At 55.6% G+C, this 19,240-nt stretch carries 14 protein-coding genes; 4 read left to right on the forward strand and 10 right to left on the reverse strand.

Translation table 11 applies throughout. The annotated features are described in order from the left end of the window. Nucleotides 1-10: 10 nt before the first annotated feature. Nucleotides 11-1,756, reverse strand: coding sequence for an L-arabinonate dehydratase (gene araD / locus J7395_RS17225; RefSeq protein ID WP_209222679.1), 1,746 nt, complete (start codon nucleotides 1,754-1,756; stop codon nucleotides 11-13). 345 nt (nucleotides 1,757-2,101) lie between these two features. Here araD and J7395_RS17230 point away from each other — a divergent pair, with 345 nt between their 5' ends. From J7395_RS17230 to J7395_RS17245, 4 genes are all read left to right on the forward strand, one after another. Then, nucleotides 2,102-3,148 (forward strand): hypothetical protein, encoded by a 1,047-nt coding sequence (locus tag J7395_RS17230; RefSeq protein ID WP_209222682.1) that lies wholly within the window; start codon nucleotides 2,102-2,104, stop codon nucleotides 3,146-3,148. Nucleotides 3,149-3,291: 143 nt separating this feature from the next. Then, nucleotides 3,292-3,717 carry a tripartite tricarboxylate transporter TctB family protein gene (locus J7395_RS17235; RefSeq protein ID WP_114109952.1) on the forward strand — a complete coding sequence of 142 codons (426 nt, stop codon included), beginning with the start codon at nucleotides 3,292-3,294 and terminating at the stop codon, nucleotides 3,715-3,717. Nucleotides 3,718-3,756: 39 nt separating this feature from the next. After that, nucleotides 3,757-5,247, forward strand: a complete 1,491-nt coding sequence (locus tag J7395_RS17240) for a tripartite tricarboxylate transporter permease (RefSeq protein WP_209222684.1) — start codon at nucleotides 3,757-3,759, stop codon at nucleotides 5,245-5,247. Nucleotides 5,248-5,392: 145 nt separating this feature from the next. Further along, the gene (locus J7395_RS17245; RefSeq protein WP_247742256.1) at nucleotides 5,393-6,433 is read left to right on the forward strand and encodes a LacI family DNA-binding transcriptional regulator; all 1,041 of its coding nucleotides are present in this window, start codon (nucleotides 5,393-5,395) and stop codon (nucleotides 6,431-6,433) included. A gap of 33 nt (nucleotides 6,434-6,466) precedes the next feature. Here the strand turns inward: J7395_RS17245 and fdhD are convergent, their stop codons facing one another. The 9 genes from fdhD to J7395_RS17290 form a co-directional block, all read right to left on the reverse strand. Beyond that, nucleotides 6,467-7,267, reverse strand: coding sequence for a formate dehydrogenase accessory sulfurtransferase FdhD (gene fdhD / locus J7395_RS17250; RefSeq protein WP_209222686.1), 801 nt, complete (start codon nucleotides 7,265-7,267; stop codon nucleotides 6,467-6,469). Nucleotides 7,268-7,275: 8 nt separating this feature from the next. Further along, nucleotides 7,276-7,500 carry a formate dehydrogenase subunit delta gene (locus tag J7395_RS17255; RefSeq protein ID WP_062953571.1) on the reverse strand — a complete coding sequence of 75 codons (225 nt, stop codon included), beginning with the start codon at nucleotides 7,498-7,500 and terminating at the stop codon, nucleotides 7,276-7,278. A 95-nt stretch (nucleotides 7,501-7,595) separates the two neighbouring features. Further along, on the reverse strand, nucleotides 7,596-10,475 hold the full coding sequence (gene fdhF / locus J7395_RS17260; protein WP_209222688.1) for a formate dehydrogenase subunit alpha: 2,880 nt from the start codon (nucleotides 10,473-10,475) through the stop codon (nucleotides 7,596-7,598). Nucleotides 10,476-10,480: 5 nt separating this feature from the next. Further along, nucleotides 10,481-12,037, reverse strand: a complete 1,557-nt coding sequence (locus J7395_RS17265; RefSeq protein WP_209222691.1) for an NADH-quinone oxidoreductase subunit NuoF — start codon at nucleotides 12,035-12,037, stop codon at nucleotides 10,481-10,483. Next, nucleotides 12,034-12,513 carry a formate dehydrogenase subunit gamma gene (locus J7395_RS17270; protein WP_114109948.1) on the reverse strand — a complete coding sequence of 160 codons (480 nt, stop codon included), beginning with the start codon at nucleotides 12,511-12,513 and terminating at the stop codon, nucleotides 12,034-12,036. Before J7395_RS17270 ends, J7395_RS17265 begins: the two co-directional genes overlap by 4 nt. Nucleotides 12,514-12,636: 123 nt before the next feature. Beyond that, nucleotides 12,637-13,530, reverse strand: a complete 894-nt coding sequence (locus J7395_RS17275) for a LysR family transcriptional regulator (RefSeq protein ID WP_062953567.1) — start codon at nucleotides 13,528-13,530, stop codon at nucleotides 12,637-12,639. A gap of 252 nt (nucleotides 13,531-13,782) precedes the next feature. Then, on the reverse strand, nucleotides 13,783-15,525 hold the full coding sequence (locus J7395_RS17280; protein ID WP_209222694.1) for an OFA family MFS transporter: 1,743 nt from the start codon (nucleotides 15,523-15,525) through the stop codon (nucleotides 13,783-13,785). 259 nt (nucleotides 15,526-15,784) lie between these two features. Continuing rightward, nucleotides 15,785-17,812, reverse strand: coding sequence for a HAMP domain-containing sensor histidine kinase (locus J7395_RS17285; protein WP_209222696.1), 2,028 nt, complete (start codon nucleotides 17,810-17,812; stop codon nucleotides 15,785-15,787). Next, nucleotides 17,812-19,239, reverse strand: a complete 1,428-nt coding sequence (locus J7395_RS17290; protein WP_209222698.1) for a sigma-54 dependent transcriptional regulator — start codon at nucleotides 19,237-19,239, stop codon at nucleotides 17,812-17,814. The genes J7395_RS17285 and J7395_RS17290 overlap by 1 nt, the downstream gene beginning before the upstream one ends. Between the last annotated feature and the right edge of the window lies 1 nt (nucleotide 19,240).

The raw sequence follows: 19,240 nt of genomic DNA on the forward strand, positions 1-19,240 counted from the left end.
CATCACCGGATCAGAAGATATCCGGCTCGCCCGCGGTTTTGCCGAAATCGGGCGATAGGAAGTCGAAATCGCAACCTTCGTTTGCCTGGGTGACGTGCTTGCCAAACATCCAGCCATAACCGCGCTGATAGCGATCCTCGGGCTTTTGCCATGCCGCACGACGACGTTCGAGTTCATCTTCATCCACCAGCATGTCCAGACGACGGTTATCAAGATCAAGCTTGACGATATCGCCGGTTTTCAAAAGTGCCAGCGGCCCGCCGATATAGCTTTCAGGTGCAACATGAAGCACACAGGCCCCATAAGACGTGCCCGACATACGGGCATCCGAAATGCGCAGCATGTCGCGATGCCCCTGCTTGATCAGCGCCTTGGGAATTGGCAGCATCCCCCACTCGGGGAAACCTGGCCCGCCAAGCGGCCCGGCATTGCGCAGAACCATCACATGGTCGGGCGTGATATCGAGATTTTCATCATCAACCGCCTTTTTCATTTCCGGATAGCTGTCAAACACCAAGGCAGGACCCTGATGATTGCGGAACCGTTCATCACAGGCGGCCGGTTTGATCACCGCCCCGTCCGGGCACAGATTGCCACGCAGAACCGCAAGTGATCCTTCGTGATAGACCGGGTTGGACAGCGGACGAATGACATCGTCATTATAGACAGTCGCACCCTCAAGCGTTTCGCCGAGAGTCCTGCCGGTAACCGTCGTAACACTTGTGTCAAGCTTGTCACCAAGTTCCGCCATCAGCGCGCGCAAACCACCAGCATAGAAGAAATCTTCCATCAGGTAATCGCCCTTGCCCGATGGGCGGATATTGGCAATCAGCGGCGTGGTGCGGCCAAGTGCGTCAAGATCATCAAGATCAAGCTTGATGCTGGCCCGGCGCGCCATCGCCAGAAGATGCACCACCGCATTGGTCGAACAGCCGGTCGCCATGGCAACGACGGCAGAGTTACGAACCGATGCCGGGGTGACGATTTTTTCGGGCGTCAGATCTTCCCAGACCATATCGACGATGCGACGGCCACACTGGGTCGACATGCGGATATGACCGGCATCCGGTGCCGGGATCGACGATGCGCCGGGAAGGCAAAGCCCCATGGCTTCGGCAATCGCAGTCATGGTCGATGCGGTGCCCATGGTCATGCAGTGACCATAGGAACGTGCAATGCCGCCTTCGACCCCCACCCATTCCTCGTCACTGATGTTACCCGCACGGCGTTCATCCCAGTATTTCCAGGCATCCGACCCGGAACCAAGGATTTTACCGGCATAGTTGCCGCGCAGCATCGGGCCAGCCGGAAGATAGATCATCGGCACACCGGCGGAAATCGCCCCCATGACAAGACCCGGCGTGGTTTTATCGCAACCGCCCATCAGAACCACACCATCCAGCGGGTGGGAGCGGATCATTTCTTCCGTCTCCATCGCCAGCAGGTTGCGATACAGCATCGAGGTCGGCTTGGTGAAAGATTCATCAACCGAAATCGCCGGAAGCTCGACCGGGAAACCACCCGCCTGATGCACGCCCTTTTTGACATCACCGGAACGTTCGCGGAAATGCGCGTGGCACGGGTTCAATTCCGACCAGGTATTCAGAATTCCGATAACCGGACGACCGGTCCAGTCTTCCGGATCAAGGCCCATCTGCATCAGGCGCGAACGATGCCCGAACGAACGCAAGTCGTCGGGCGCAAACCAGCGCGCGCTTCTGAGATCTTCGGCAGATTTTTTTTGTTTTTCGGACATGGCGTTCCTCCCGTGTATCCACCCTGTCAGTTGACTATGCACATGCAGAACCGACAGGACAATGCGATTTCCTTTATGATTCAATGTATGCGCATACACAAGACCGTTGTCAAGTTATCTTACAGGTATTTCACCAGATGAAGCTTAGAGAAAAAGACCAAACATTCCGGGATTGACAGAAGTTAAATCGACTTGTATGAAATTATGTATGCGCTTTCATATTGCCTGAAAAATTACAGGTGACAATAACAAGAACAAGCAAAGTGCTGCCCTCGGGAACCACCCCGACCGGGCTGTTACGGGCAAGGAGCCCACGATCAGGAACGTGTCATTCGGGAGGAAACAATGACCGGACTTTTCAAAACCCTAGCAACCGCAGCCGGTTTGGCTGCCATGGTTGCAACACCGATTCTCGCCAGCGCATCGGAACTGCCAGGCAATGTCCGCATGGTAATCGGTTCCAAATCGACCGGTGGCGACACCTATCAGAACAGCGCGATCATCGCCGAAGCGCTTTCCAAAAAACTCGATATCAATGTCAAGGTTGACGCGGTCGGCGCCAGCGAAGCTTTCAAGGCGCTGGAACGTGACAGTCGCGGCACCACGATCATGATTTTCCATGATCAATCCTATCTTGCGCATCTGTATGGCGTTCGCGGTTACGACGACATCTTTGAAAACTTCAAGGTCGGCCCGACCGTCGCAATCAACCCGGGCAATGCGTATCTCGTTGCTAAAAATTCGCCGCTGCAATCCATGGAAGACGTGATTGCCGCTGCCTCCGCCGGACAGCGTGTCCGCGTTGCCATTCAGGCCGGTGGCGTTTCGGAAATCGGTTTCTCGGCACTTAAGAACGCCGTGAAAATCCAGCATCCGGGTGCCGAGGAAAACATCGTTCCGGTCAATACCGGTTCGCAGGCCGATAAAAACCAGCTGCTGTTTGATGGTCAGGCTGACGTGATCAATGGCTCGGTCCAGGCCAACGAACAGTTCACCCAGCTTCCGGAAGACGACCAGAAAGCCATGCGCTTCATCTGGCTAACCGCCCGCGAGGAAACCATCGCACAGGCAAACCCGGAAGGCATGGGCGACACCACGCGTGACGAACTTCTGGCATTCACCACCCCGAATGTCAGCGTCACCATGGATGGCAAAAAGGATTTCACCTTCGACAAGGAATTCTTCCTGCTGTTCAACAAGGACATGGATCCGGAACAGATTGCCACGATCGACAAGGCACTGACCGAAATCTTTGCTGCGGGCGAGATTCAGGAAACCCAAAAGGCATCCTTCTTTATCCCGAACTTCAAACCGTCGGCAGAAGCCACGGAATATCTGAAGGCAAAGCGTGAAGATTACCGTCACATCATCGACGCAATCGCCACGAACTAAGACCATTATCCGGCCCGGACATTGTTTCGGGCCGGTTTCGCCTGCCCTGCCCGGCCAGAAACACCGAACCCGATCGGAATTTCGCATTTTGCCGCAGCTGTCCCAACATGGATGGAAAGACAGGCGAAATAAGGAGGCGTCCCATGTCCCAAGACTCCCTGCTTGGTGTGTCGATCAATTTCGATACATCACACACCGTTTTCCCGACCATCATTGCCGTCATCCTAGGTATCCTTTTTGTTGCCATCCTTGTGACGCGCGGCAAGACCATGCTGGCCGCGGTTGGCAATGGCCCTTGGTGGCCGGTTGGCATAGACCATATGCGGTTTTTCGGAACGATTGCCGGAACCGTCGTCTATTTTCTGGCGATGCCTGCGGTTGGTGACCTGTTTCCCAATACCGGCCTTGGATTTTACCTATGCTCGATCCCGTATCTGTTTGGCATGAGCGTGCTGTATCTGCACGAACGCGGGCGCAAACAGCTTTTGATCGCGGGACTGAATGCGATCATCGCGCCGAGCCTTGTCTGGTACATCCTGTCCGAACTTTTCAATATCTCGCTGCCATAGGTCCTGAACCAAGGCGCGGATTGACCCAAGAGATTTATCATGGATCTTCTTTCCATCCTGACACCGCTGTTCTTTACGCTTGTTGCCGTTGGCACGGTGATCGGCATCATCTTTGGCGCGATCCCCGGCATGACAGCGACCATGGCGGTTGCAGTCTGTTTGCCGCTGACCTATTCATTGGGGCTTGAAAACGGTCTGGCACTTTTGCTTGGCCTTTATGTCGGGGGAATTTCCGGCGGGCTTGTCCCGGCGATCCTGCTCAATATCCCTGGTACTCCTTCATCGATCACGACTACGCTTGACGGTTATCCGATGACGATGGCCGGTGAAGGTGAAAATGCGCTCAAGATCGGCATCATCTCGTCCGTCATTGGCGGCCTGATCAGCCTCGCCGCACTTTATCTGTTTGCGCCGGCACTTGCCGATTTCGCGATCAAGTTTTCCTATATCGAAAAATTCCTGATCATCTTCTTCGCCCTTACCGTCATGGCAGCACTCAGCAGCAGCCTTCTGGTCGGCATCTTCAGCGGCGTTCTGGGCATCTTCATCAGCCTGATCGGTGCCTATGACATTTCGCGTGGCGGTAACGGCGAATTGCGTCTCGTCCCGGAATTTCTTGAATATTACCTTGAAAGCGGCTTTTCACTTTTGCCGGTTCTGATAGGCCTGTTCGGTCTGGCAACAATCCTGATCGAAGCCGAAAACGGCATGCCCGAAGGACAGGGACTTTCGGGTGTAAAAATCGCCAAGGGCAAACCGTTCAGATTGTCGGTTTTCAAGGGTCAAATCGTCAATCTGATCCGGTCTTCGGGGATTGGTACGTTTGTCGGCATTCTGCCCGGTGTCGGCGGCAGTGCGGCTTCGATCCTAGCATACAGTCAGGAAAAGAACTTTTCACGCCATCCCGAACGTTTTGGCAAGGGTGAACCGGCCGGTGTGATTGCATCGGAAAGCGCCAATAACGGCCTGACCGGCGGGGCACTGGTGCCGTTACTGTCACTTGGTATTCCGGGCGATTCAACCACAGCCATCCTGATCGGGGCCTTCACCCTGCAGGGCATTCAGGTCGGCCCGCTTTTTATCGGCAATAATCCGGTGACGTGGGATGCAATGATCATCGCCATGCTGGTGGCAAACCTTGTCATGTTCCTCGTAATGATCTTTGCCATCCGCCATATCGCCAAGGTGGTATCGGTTCCGAAAAACATCCTGTTTCCGATCATCCTGATGATGTGCGTGGTGGGTGCCTATACGATCAATTACGGGGTGATGTTCGATGTCTGGACGCTACTGATCTTTGGGCTGTTTGGTTATCTGGCACACAAAATCGGCCTTGAAATCGCACCCTTTATCATCGGCTTCATTCTTGGCCCGTCGGCAGAAATCTATTTCGTCAAAAGCCTTGAGTCTTTTGGCACATTGTCGATCTTCTTTACCAAAAGCTGGATCGCGGTTCTGCTTTGGGTACTGATTACCCTGTCGATCAGCTTTTCGATCATGGTATCGCGCAAAACCAAAAAAATGCGCTAACCACCAGCACAGCCGTCTGTCGCCTTTGCTGACGGACGGCTGGCTTGCCCCCGATGAATGCCTTATGTAATGTTTGAATTCGGGGCTCCCCCGATCCGATATCCGGAATGATCCGTAACGGATTGACCTGTCACGAGAAACCGATTTGCTTAATGTACCGAAACATAATGACGTCCTGAAAAATGGCGATCTGAAATCCGGCACGGTCACCATGGAAACTGTGGGACGGCTGGCTGGTGTTTCGCAGGTGACGGTTTCGCGTGCCCTGAATGATCCGAAAAAGGTCTCGGCAAACACGCTTAAACGCATTCAGGATGCGATTGAGCTGACCGGCTATGTTCCCAACATGGTGGCCGGTGCCCTGGCATCCAAACGCAGCCAGTTGATCGCGGCCCTTGTGCCATCGATTACCAATGTCATCTATTCCGACCTGATGCAGAATTTCATCGATGTCATTCGCGGGTCGGGCTACCACGTTCTTATGGCCGAAACCGGCTTTTCACAGGAAGAAGAACAGGCTGTTCTAACAACGATGCTCAGCCGCCGCCCCGATGGCATTCTTTTGACTGGTATCCACCATTCATCAGGCTGCAAACGGATGTTGCTGGGGGCTGGCATCCCGGTCATCGAAGTGTGGGATACAACGGAATCCCCGATTGATGTCTGTATCGGCTTTTCCCATATCCGGGCTGGCGAAGAGATGGCGCAATTCGCGTTTGAACGCGGCTATCGCAATGCCATCGCTGTATCGGCGGGCGATGAACGCGCCCTCCGCCGCAAGGACGCATTCTGCACCCGTTTCGGAAAACTGACCGGCACAACACCGGGTGCTGTCTGTTTTGAAAGCGGTGCAACCATCGAACGTGGCCGCAACGGACTGGCACGCGCAATTGACGGTGGTTTTCGTAATGGTCTGGTGATGTGCAGTTCGGATCTTCTGGCGCATGGGGTTCTGATCGAGGCACAGTCACGCGGCATATCCGTCCCCGGCGATATTGCCGTAATGGGCTTTGGCAATCAGGATTTTTCGGCCTTCACCCTTCCGGCCCTGACCACGGTCGATATCGATCGCAAACATCTGGGCGCACAGGCTGCCAACGCCCTTGTCGCCCGGATCGGCAATCAGGAATTACCAAGCAGAAGCATTGATGTCGGTTTCCAGATCATTCCGCGCGCCTCGGCCTGATCCCGTCTAACTGATCCGGCGCACCGATCGGGTTCAGGCAAAACGCCGGAACAACCCACGCCGTTCGCGGCAAATCATCGTCAATCCCGCCTGCCGCGCCAGATTGACCGCGGTTAATGTCGGCCCCGAAAGGGTTACAAGCCCGCCCACCCCGCATTGCACGGTTTTGGTGACGATTTCATAAGAACAGCGGCTGGTCATCAGGATAAACCCACCCGTTTTATCAAGGCCTTCACGGGCCACTGCCCCCAAAACCTTGTCCAGTGCATTATGCCGTCCGATATCCTCGCGAACGATGCGAATGACACCGGTCGCATCAACAAAGGCACTGGCATGCAAAAGCCCACCACCTTCGCGGTTGCGTGTCTGATGATCGGGAAGAGCATCAATCGCGCGCAAAACAACATCCTGCGGCATATTACCCGGCACGACGGTGCCGATCTTGTCCATCGCAACCGCATCAAGTGACTGCACCCCGCAAAGCCCGCAGCCCGAACGCCCTTCAAGCGTGCGCTGACGGACTTCAAGCCGGTCAAGGATGTCTTCATCCAGATCGGCCTCAATCACATATCCCTGCAGGGTTTTGCGCACATCGCGCAAACTGATCTGCCCGACATGATCTGCTATGCCTTCGGACAGGGCAAAACCGATCATGAAATCTTCAAGATCGTGGGGTGATACCATCATCACGGCATGAGATTTACCGTTGAATGTCAGGGCAGCCGGAATTTCTGGCTGCAGAATAATCGGCGCATCATCACCGCCATCGCCGCGCACAACGGCACGCGCCGGGTCATGGTCACGACCATCAATGATGCGGTTTGCTGATGTCATTTCTGCTGTCACGCTGGTTGCTTGACCTTGCGGATCGATGGTGCAGCTTCGATCACCAGCGGGTGAAAGCCCTCATGACCGCTTTCAATCATGTCAAAAAGCTGCTTGCGCATCCGTGGTTCCCAGAAATCGCTGATATGCCCTGCCACACCAGCCACGCCTTCGGCATGGGGTTTGGATTTGAAAAAAGTCGCGATCTGATTGGCCATATAGACGAGTTTGTCAGGTGCCATTGGCGTTTAAACTCCCGCCAGAATTCTTGATTTACGGACGAAAACGCCCGGTTTCATGATGATATCCTATCATGAAGCCGGGCAATGTTTCGCACCTATTCGGCCGCATTAACACGCGGAAGGATCCGGCGCGCCTGTTCGGCCTGCTTGTCATATTCCACCTGCCATTCGGTCGGCCCGTTGCTGGGCGTAACCTGAACGGCGGTAACCTTGTATTCCGGGCAGTTGGTTGCCCAGTCGGTATAATCGGTGGTGATCACGTTGGCCTGCGTGCCCGGATGGTGGAAGGTCGTATAAACCACACCGGGGGCAACACGGTCCGTGATCGTCGCGCGAAGCGACGTTTCACCCGACCGCGATGCCAGACGGATCCAGTCCCCTTCACGAATGCCCCGCTGTTCGGCATCATGGGGATGGATTTCAAGCAGGTCTTCCTTATGCCATGCGCTGTTGGCCGTCCGACGGGTCTGCGCCCCGACATTGTATTGCGAAAGAATACGTCCCGTCGTCAGCAACAGCGGGAAGCGCGGACCGGTACGTTCATCGGTTGCGACATATTCGGTCACAACAAACTTGCCCTTGCCGCGCACGAAGCCATCGATATGCATGACCGGGGTGCCCAGCGGGGCCTTCTCGTTGCACGGCCACTGTATAGAACCCTCGCGTTCCAGAAGGTCATAACTGACCCCGGCGAAGCTTGGTGTGGTCCGTGCGATTTCATCCATCACCTGCGACGGATGGGTATAGTTCCAATCAAGTCCCATCGCACGGGCAAGGTTTTGCGTAACTTCCCAGTCGGCAAAGCCGTTTTTCGGGCTCATCACCTTGCGAACACGGTTGATACGACGTTCGGCATTGGTAAATGTCCCATCCTTCTCAAGGAAGGTCGAACCGGGCAGGAACACATGCGCATGATTTGCCGTTTCGTTCAAAAACAGGTCATGGACCACAACGCATTCCATCGCGGCAAGACCGGAGGCAACATGTTTGGTATCCGGGTCCGATTGCAGGATGTCTTCACCCTGAATATAGATACCCTTGAATGTGCCTTCGACGGCAGCATCAAGCATGTTTGGAATGCGAAGACCCGGTTCGTCATCCAGTTTGACGCCCCAGATTTTTTCAAACACATCACGCGTCGCATCATCGGCAATATGACGATAGCCCGGCAGTTCGTGCGGGAACGATCCCATATCGCACGAACCCTGCACATTATTCTGCCCGCGAAGCGGGTTAACCCCCACGCCCGGACGCCCGATATTGCCCGTCGCCATCGCAAGGTTGGCAATTGCCATCACGGTGGTCGACCCCTGGCTGTGCTCGGTCACGCCAAGTCCATAATAAATCGCACCATTGCCGCCGCGGGCAAAAATACGCGCTGCCTTCCGAAGGGTTTCTGCTGGAACGCCGGACTGGCGTTCGACTTCTTCCGGGCTGTTTTGCGGATCGGATACAAACGCTGCCCAATCCTGGAACTCGTCCCAATCGCACCGTTCGCGAATGAACGCCTCGTCAAACAGGCCTTCGGTCACGATCACATGTGCAAGCGATGTCAGAACCGCAACATTGGTGCCCGGACGCAATGCCAGATGGGCTGCGGCCTTGATATGCGGCGTGCGCACCAGATCAATACGACGCGGGTCGATGACGATCAGTTCCGCCCCCTGACGCAACCGCTTTTTGAGGCGCGATGCAAAAACAGGGTGCCCGTCCGTCGGGTTGGCCCCGATCAGGATCACGACATCTGTGTGCTCGACACTGTCAAAATCCTGCGTCCCGGCCGATGTGCCGAATGTGGTCTTAAGGCCATAACCGGTGGGCGAATGGCAGACACGTGCACAGGTATCAACGTTGTTATTGCCAAACCCGGCACGGATCAGCTTCTGCACAAGGAAGGTTTCCTCGTTCGTGCAGCGCGATGACGTGATCCCGCCAATCGCGGCCTTGCCGTATTTTTCCTGAATGGAACGGAATTTATCGGCGGTGTAACGAAGGGCTTCTTCCCAACTGACTTCGCGCCACGGATCGGATGTGTTTTCTCGGATCATCGGGTTGAGGATACGGTCCTTGTGGCTGGCATAGCCATAGGCAAACCGTCCCTTGACACATGAATGCCCGCGATTGGCCTTGCCATCCTTATAAGGCACCATGCGCACCAGTTCATCACCACGCATTTCCGCCTTGAACGAACAGCCAACCCCGCAATAGGCACATGTGGTCACGACCGAATGTTCCGGCTGACCGATTTCGATTACCGATTTTTCCTGAAGCGTCGCCGTCGGGCAGGCCTGAACACAGGCACCGCACGACACGCATTCTGAATCCAGGAAGTTTTCATGCATGCCCGGCGACACCCGGCTTTCAAAACCGCGTCCCTCAATCGTCAGGGCAAACGTTCCCTGCACTTCCTCGCATGCCCGCACACAACGTGAACAGACGATACATTTCGATGGGTCATAGGTGAAATACGGGTTGCTCTCGTCTTTGGCCATGTAACGCGGGTTTTCTTCGCCATTCTGGCGGGTCTTGACGTGGTTGCCCCCATCATAACCATAACGCACATCGCGCAGGCCAACCGCACCGGCCATATCCTGCAATTCACAATCGCCATTCGCCGCACAGGTCAGGCAATCCAGCGGGTGATCGGAAATATAAAGTTCCATAACACCTTTGCGGATTTTCTTGAGCCGTTCGGTCTGGGTATGGACCACCATGCCATCCGCGACCGGGGTCGTGCAGGATGACGGGGTGCCGTTGCGACCTTCGATTTCGACCAGACACAGGCGGCACGAACCAAACGCATCGACCATGTCAGTCGCGCACAGTTTCGGTACCTGAATACCCGCCTCCATCGAGGCCCGCATGATCGACGTGCCTTCGGGCACGGTCACATCAAATCCGTCAACATTGATCGTCACGGTCTTTTCGGATTTGGCGGCGGGGGTTCCGTAGTCGACTTCTTTTACCAAGGACATCGTTCTCACTCCGCGGCTATATCAAGCGCATGGGGCTTGAAATCATCAGGGAAATGGGTCAGTGCGCTCATCACCGGATAGGGGGTGAACCCGCCCAGCGCGCATAGCGACCCGAACTTCATCGTTTCACACAGATCGGCCAGAAGTTCCTTCTGCATTTCGGGATCTTCACCGCGTGCGATCTTGTCGACAACTTCGGTGCCGCGTGTTGACCCGATGCGGCATGGCGTGCATTTGCCACACGATTCAATCGCACAGAATTCCATGGCAAAACGGGCCTGTTTCATCATGTCGACACTGGCGTCAAACACGACGACACCGGCATGACCGATCAGACCATCCGCCTTGGCGAATGCCTCGTAGTCAAATGGCGTGTCAAACAGGTCGCGCGGGAAATACGCGCCCAGCGGACCACCGACCTGAACCGCCTTGACCGGGCGGCCGCTTGCCGTGCCACCGCCGATCTGATCAACGATTTCACCAAGTGTCAGGCCAAAGGCCGTTTCATAAAGGCCGCCATGTTTGACATTGCCCGCGATCTGGATCGGAATGGTCCCGCGCGACCGGCCCATGCCGAAATCACGGTAATATTCCGCACCCTTTTCAAGGATCACCGGCACCGAGCACAACGAGATAACGTTGTTAACAACCGTCGGACGCCCCATAAAGCCCTCAAGGGCCGGAAGGGGTGGCTTGGCGCGAACAACGCCCCGCTTGCCTTCCATGCTGTTCAAAAGCGAGGTTTCCTCGCCGCAGACATAGGCCCCCGCCCCCATGCGGACTTCCATGTCGAACGCGTAATCCGATCCCAGAACCTTGGGCCCCAGCAGTTTGTTTGCTCGTGCGACTTCTATCGCTTCGTTCATGATGCGTATCGCATCGGGATATTCCGACCGGGTATAGACATATCCCTTGGTCGCCCCGGTCGCGAGACCGGCAATGATCATCCCTTCGATCAGGACAAACGGCTCGCCCTCCATGATCATGCGATCAGCAAACGTGCCGCTGTCGCCTTCGTCGGCATTACAGACGATGTATTTCTGATCACCAGGCGCCTGACGCACGGTATTCCATTTGATACCCGTCGGGAAACCGGCACCACCGCGACCGCGAAGGCCTGAATCCGTAACCGCCTTGACGATATCCTCGGACGTCATCCCAAGGGCATTTTCAAGCCCCTTGAGTCCGTCATTGGCACGATAGTCGTCAAGCGACACGGGATCAATAATGCCGCACCGCTGGAAGGTCAGGCGCGTCTGCGCCTTCAGGAACGGGATATCCTGCGTGTGGCCAAGGAAACGTTTATGATCACTACCGTTCAGGAAACCGGCGTCAAACAGGCTGTCGACATCCTCGACCGCAATTGGGCCATAAGCCAGACGCCCGCGCGATGTTTCGACCTCGACCATCGGCTCCAGCCAGTACATGCCAAACGAACCGTTACGCACGATCTGGACATCTTCACCGCGTTTGATCGCTTCGGCGGAAATCGCCTTTGCCACGTCGTCCGCACCAAGGGCAACAGAACCGGAATCAAGCGGGACGTAAATCTTGACTGTCATGATCCCACCTCGCTCAGGATGCGATCAAGACGATCCTTGTTTACCCGGCCGACAACCTTGCCATCAACCATGGCCGCCGGTGCGCAGGCACAAAGCCCAAGGCAGAAGACCGGCTCCAGCGTCACATTCTTGTCGCTGGTCGTTTCCGACCAGTCGACTTTCAGTTTGCGCCGCGCATGGTCACCGACATCATCGGCCCCCATCGCCTGACAGGCTTCGGCACGGCAGATTTTGATCACATGTTTGCCCGGCTTTTCTTCCCGGAAGTCATGATAGAAACTGGCAACCCCGTGAACTTCTGCCCGGCTAAGGTTCAGTTTTTTGGCAATGGTCTGAAGCGCGCCTTCGGGAATAAAGCCGAATTCTTCCTGCACCTCATGCAGGATCGGCAAAAGCGGGCCTTCAAGTCCGGACAGCCCATCACAGATGGTGCCGACGCGGATGGATATTTCCTCGGTCGTCTCGGTTAAAGACATGCAAGCCTCTCTCACTTAGCAGTCTATTGAATTATTTGTTATTCCAGCCAGTGTCGGTGATTGCCGCCGCCGGTTCAATAAAGGCATCCCGTTACGCGATAGCGAAAACCTATCAAGCCGCTATCAGGCCAGTTCAAGTTCTGAAATCTGTTTGGCCTCTTTCAGCAATGCGGACACAACCGGTGTCGCTGGCTCGCGCTTCGCCGCAATCATGCCCACCAGATGCGATGCATCGGGATCGACAATCGGGATCGATTTGACCCGATCACGCATGCTGAATTCCTTGACCATCTTGACCGGCATGATGCTGGCCCAGTTCCCCGTATGAACGTGGGTAAACAGGGCAATCATCGAATCACTTTCAAGCGTCGGACTAACGCGCGCGCCTGCCTCGGTCAGGTGCTGATTGATAATCCGCCGGTTCTGCATATCGGGTGTCAGCAAACATAACGGAAACTCTGCCGCCTCCCGCCAGGTGATGCTTTCGCGGTCCCCGATATCATCGAAATTCGACGTCACAAGGTGATAGCGTTCATAATAAAGCGGGATTGATGTCACCCGACCAAGCGGTTCATTATCCAGATAGGTAATGCCGACATCGATTTGAAGGTTATCAAGCAACGCCTGTATTTCAGTCGATGTCCGCGACAATACCGCAAAGGTCACATCCGGATGCTTTTCGCGAAACGGGGTCGTCAATTCATGCACCATCGAAAGTGCCGTAGGGATCACCGCAATCTGCACCTGTCCGGTCAAACCGAACCGCATGGCGCGCATTTCATCGCGCATCGACCGCGAACTGCCGACAATATGGCGCGCCCATTCCAGAACCCGTTCACCTTCGGGCGTTAACCCCTGATACCGTGAGCCGCGCCGCACAAGCACCACCCCCAAATGATCTTCAAGCTGGCGCAGGGCACTGGAAAGGGTTGGCTGTGTCACCCCGCATTCCTCGGCGGCGTGACCAAAATGCTGCTCGCGGGCAAGCACCATAAACATTTCGAGTTTGTCGATCATGGCGTATCCGGCGCCTTTCGGAGTTACCCCCATATGGTGGCGCACTTTATGTGATTGATGGACACCATTTACGGGGCGGATGTCCTGATCGCAGGATAACCCGAAAGGCCATAAATACCGAAGGGTTAATCCTGCAACAGGACCGGACATGACATTGATGCACTTTCATGTCCAGGCGGGTCCGGGGACAGACATACCCGGACCCTTTGGCGCCGGTCGGGGTTAAGCCGACCGGCTCCGGGGTTCGGTACACTACGCTTCGGACGTTGCCTCGCGGCCTGACGGTGTCGGCTTTGCAGGCTCGGCCGTGGTTTCCATGTAATGCTTGTCATGGATCGGCTTGACCAGTGCGTTGGCAATCAGGCCAATCACCAGCAGGGCCGCCATGGCATACATGGTGGTGTTATAAAGGCTCGGCGTCGGATCAACCGTCCCGGCAGGGGCGATTTCCATCAGACGGCCAATGGTAACGGTTTTGGCAGCAATCAGCTGATCAAGCTGATCCATACCGGCACCGAACTTTGCCTGAAACGCTGCCGGATCAATCTTGGCTGCCAGTTCCTTGACCGAGTTCCCGACCGAGGTCTGACGCAACTGGGTGATGGCAACCGGCCCCAGCACGCCTGCAACACTCCATGCGGTCAGAAGACGGCCATGGATGCCACCGACATATTTGGTACCGAAAACATCAGCAAGATAGGCCGGAATGGTCGCAAAACCACCGCCATACATGGTGAAGATGATCATGGTTGCGCCATAGAACATCACAAGCCACGTCACGACCGGGTTCACACTGACCTGTCCCGCAGCATACGGGATCGACAGATAAAGGATGATGCCAAGAATGAAGAAGCAGTAATAGGTGTTCTTCCGCCCGATATAGTCCGAGGTCGATGCCCAGAAGAAGCGGCCGCACATGTTAAAGACCGAAATCATGAAGACATAGGTCGCAGCAAAACCGGAATTGACAATCAGCGGCAGCGTGCTGCCAAAGATTTCCGTCATCATGGTTTTGGCAACACCAATCACCCCGATACCCGCCGTCACGTTAAAGCACAGAACGATCCACAGCATGTAGAATTGCGGGGTTTTAAGTGCCTGATCGATATGGACGTTTTTCTGGGTGATCATCCGCTTGGAGGCTTCTTCGCCCGTTGGCGGTGTCCAGCCTGCCGGCAGCCAGCCTTCACGCGGGACACGATACGAGAATGCCGCAATGATCATGACAATGAAATAAGCCACACCAAGCGTGATGAAGGTTGCCGATGCACCAGTATTACCGGTCCCCGCAACATAAACACCTTCCTCGATCGGAACCGGCGCCGATGCCACCTGGGCCGCACCTGCGATCACGACTTCGACCATCTGGCCACCGACTTCGGCCATGCGTTTGCCGCCTTCGGTCACCAGGTTAACAGCACTTTCCGGGCCAAGATATTCCGGCACCTTATAGAAGAATGAAAGCAAACCTTCCTTGATCGGTGTTGCGATCATCGCCCCGCCGCCAAAGCCCATGATGGCCATACCGGTTGCCATACCGCGCCGGTCCGGGAACCAGCGGATCAGCGTTGAAACCGGCGATACATAGCCAAGACCAAGACCGGCCCCGCCAATCACACCGTAACCAAGATAAACCAGCCAAAGCTGATGGCTGGCAATGCCAAGACCACCAATAATGAAGCCCCCGCCCCAGCAGCAGGCAGCAACAACGCCAACCATACGTGGACCGACTTCTTCAAGCCACTTGCCACCGAATGCCGCCGCAAGACCAAGGCAGACAATCGCAACCGAGAAAATCCAGACGACAGATTGCAGCCCCCAATCACCGGAACTTGCGGCAACAACGCCAAATTCCTTGACCAAAGGCGGGTTGAAAATCGACCAGGCATAGACCGAGCCGATGCAAAGATGGATGGCAATGGATGCTGGCGGGACTTTCCAGCGGTTGAAATCGTCCCCTGCGACGATATGTTCTTTTTTAAGGCGATCAAACATTTGTGTTTTTCCTCCCGGCATTATGTTCATCCGGTGGCCCCATCCCCCCAATTTCGGATGAATGCTGCATGGCCATATCGGCAAGACCCGGAAAACACAGCGTCGCAATTGCTATGCCATTCAGTCTGTTGCCTGATTTTCTGGAAGTTTTGGAAAGACAATCATAATATTGCGGCGCACGCGCATGGACAAAATGTCCAACAAATTTTTACTGTGCAATGCACCATCCGGACAAAATGTCCAATCCCTGACAGGATAATCAGTCCGCCTCGGGCAACCAGATGGTGAATAACGTTCCTTTGCCTGGTTCGCTTTCAACCGTCATGGTTCCGCCCTGTCGGTCAATCAGGGTTTTACTGATCGACAACCCCAACCCCGTACCTTCACGGCGCTTGGTCGTGTAGAACGGATCGAAAATACGGCCCAGTATTTCGGGCGACATGCCCGTACCCGTATCGCGGATCGAAATGCGAATGCCGGGTTTTCCTTTCTGGTCAAAATCCTCGTCAATCAGGGTTAACGTACCACTGTCGGGCATCGCATGCAGCGCATTGACCATCAGATTGACCAGCACCTGCTGCAATTCCGTCCGGTTCATCAGGATAAGCCGCGTGGCCAGACTTTTGCGTGATACCTCGATATCGGCCTTGTTCAACAAGTGCTGCACCAGTGGCAGGCAATCACCAATCACCTCGCCCGGCGAATGGCGCTCGACAAATCCGGCATATTCTTCGGGTTTGGCAAATTGAAGAAGCTTGGTGACAATCAGATTGATGCGGCTGACCTGTTCGTCAATCAAACGGAATTCGGTTTCCGCCAGCCGCACATTTTCACCCAGCAGATCCCGCACCACATCAAGGTTCCCCTGAAGCACAGCGACCGGATTGTTGATCTCATGCGCGACGCCAGCCGTGATTTCGCCAATTGCCGCCAGTTTTTCGGACATGATCAATTGCTTGGTTGTCGCTTCAAGCTGGCGGTTGGCTTCGCGAAGTTCGCTGGTACGCGCATCGACACGCGCATTCAGTTCCTCGTTCCAGGCGCGCAAACGTTTGTCACGTTCCTGCACCTGATCAAGCAGATCATCAAGATGTTCCGCCACCAGCGATATTTCATCCTGCACCTGATCGATATGGGTCCGCGCGCCAAAGTCGCCGCTTTCTACCCGGGCAATCGTCTGGGTCATGCGTTCAAGCGGCTTGAAAATGCCACGCGCCCACCGCAGGAAGATCGGAACACTCAGCGTCGCGACAAACAGAAACGCCGCAATGATAATCAGCAGGCTTTCATATTTCGTCTGGGCAAACGGCGCTTCAAGGAACCCGACATACAGCATCCCGACCCGCTTGCCAAAACTGTCGGTAATTGGCTCATAGGCTGAAATATACCAGTCATTGACGACAAACGCGCTATCAAGCCACACCTTGCCGTCTTCCAGAACATTCTGGCGCACTGCCGCCGATACCCGTGTGCCAAGCGCGCGCCGCCCTTCAAACAGCCGCACATTGGTGCTGATCCGCACATCGTCGAGAAACAGGGTCGCCGTGCCCTGGCTGCCTTCGGGAAGACTGCCTTTGCGGTAAACCAGATCATTGATCGTATCGATAAAGACAAGGTTCTGGTTCAACAATATGCCGCCAACCAGTGCGCCGTCTATCCCTTCTGCACCCTCCATCGGCAGGGATACATGGCTTCCCGAATGCACCACCATGCCGCGCGTTTCCGCATCGCGCGTGGTTGGCACCGCATTGGGTGTTGGTACCAGATCAAGCCTTGCACGCGCCGCCAGACCGGGCGAAATCGCCGCCAGATCGGCATTCTCGAATATATCCACCCCGGTCAAGGACGCCCCCGAAAGGGCGGTTGAAATCACCGGCCAGTCTGCATCAAGCCGCGGGTTGGCCTGCCTTGGTGCCGCCCCCGATACAAGCCCCTGCCGATTGGCGATATACAGGAAATCAAGGCCAAGCTCGGCCTGCTTTGTGGCCAACAGATCATCAATCCGCGCCCGATCCCCCGATGCCAGCACATCGCGAAATGTCACCGACTGGCCAAGCGCCTCGATCTGCTCGCCAGTGGTTTCCAGAATATGGGTAAAATATTGATGGGCAATCGTCAGATCACCATTGACCTTCGATGTCAAAAGCGCGTCAAACTTGCTGTTCCAGCGCACCATCATCACGCCAAGAAGCAATGGCAAAATGACCAGTGTCGGCAATAACGCAATCGCCAGCAGTTTGAATCGCACGGACCGGGTGCGTTTGGTACGGCGGCTCCGCCACGGCATCAATCGGCCCAATCGGCAAATTTGCGGTCAATCGTCTTGCGCGATATCCCCAGACGCCGCGCGGCTTCATTGCGATTGCCGCCGGTCTTGTGCACCATCGCCATGATGTGACGCCGTTCCATTTCCTCCAGCGTCTCGTCCTGATCGGTATGGCCATCCATCCCGGCTTGCTCGTCCCGGAATTCCACCGGAAACCGCCCAAGGATCAGGGTGCGTTCTACAAGGTTGCGCAATTCGCGCACATTGCCGGGCCAGTCATATCGCGTCAATCCGGCACGCACCGCCCCATCCATCGCGACTTGCGGCACCCCAAGCTGCTTGGACAGCTTGCTCATAAACAGGCTGGCGAGTTCAAGCACGTCATCCCCGCGCTCGCGCAGGGGCGGCATCGCGATATGCATGACATTGATCCGGTAAAACAGATCGGCACGGAAACGGCCCGCTTCGACCTCTGCCTCAAGATCGGCATTGGTGGCAAAAATAAACCGCAGATCGACCGGTGCCTCGCGCTCCGATCCCACCGGGCGGATCCGGCGGCTTTCAATCGCGCGCAAAAGCTTGCTTTGCGTCGCCAGTGACAATTCCCCGACCTCGTCGAGAAACAGGGTACCACCCTGCGCATGCATGAAAAGCCCGTCGCGCGTGGTTTGCGCCCCGGTAAAGGCCCCTTTCAGGTGCCCGAACAATTCGGCCTCTATCATCTCGGACGGAATGGCGGCACAATTGATCGGCACGAACGGTTTTTCGGCCCGGTCAGATAACGCATGTAATGACCGTGCGGTAACCTCCTTGCCCGTGCCGCTTTCACCGGAAATCAGGATTGATGTCGGAAGGGGGGCCACCCGTGCAATGGTTTCGCGGATTTCCTGGATTTGCGCTGAATAGCCAATCAGCTTGTCGCGTAACAGGACGTGATCGGACGTTGCGCGCAATTCATGGCGCAAAACATGGTTTTCACGCCGCAACCGCATCCGGTCAAGGCAGCGCGCCACCGCATTCAAAATCTGGTTGGATCGAAACGGTTTAAGGACAAAATCAACCGCCCCGGCACGCAATGCCTTGATCGCGGTATCCAGATCGGCATAGGCCGTCATCAGGATGGCATCGGAAAAAAAGCCGATCTCGCGCTGCTCGGTCAACCACTCAACCCCGGACTTGCCCGGCATGATGTTATCAAGGATCACGACGTCGAAATGATGCTGATCAAGAAGCTTGGTCGCTTCTTCGCAATCGGCGGCTTCTTCCACCCGCTTGGCGCGCGGCCCCAATGTACGGACAAGGAAATTGCGCATGCCCGGCTCGTCATCGACGATCAGGATCGATGCCTTTTCCAGCCACGGCCCGAATTCCGGCCCTGGCTTACCATCCGGTTGCGATGCAGGTGATGGTGCAACCAGATCCGGTGCACCCATTGCAGTCGATCTCATT

It is taken from the genome of Thalassospira sp. A3_1 (genome assembly GCF_017744215.1).
GTDB classification, from domain to species: domain Bacteria; phylum Pseudomonadota; class Alphaproteobacteria; order Rhodospirillales; family Thalassospiraceae; genus Thalassospira; species Thalassospira lucentensis_A.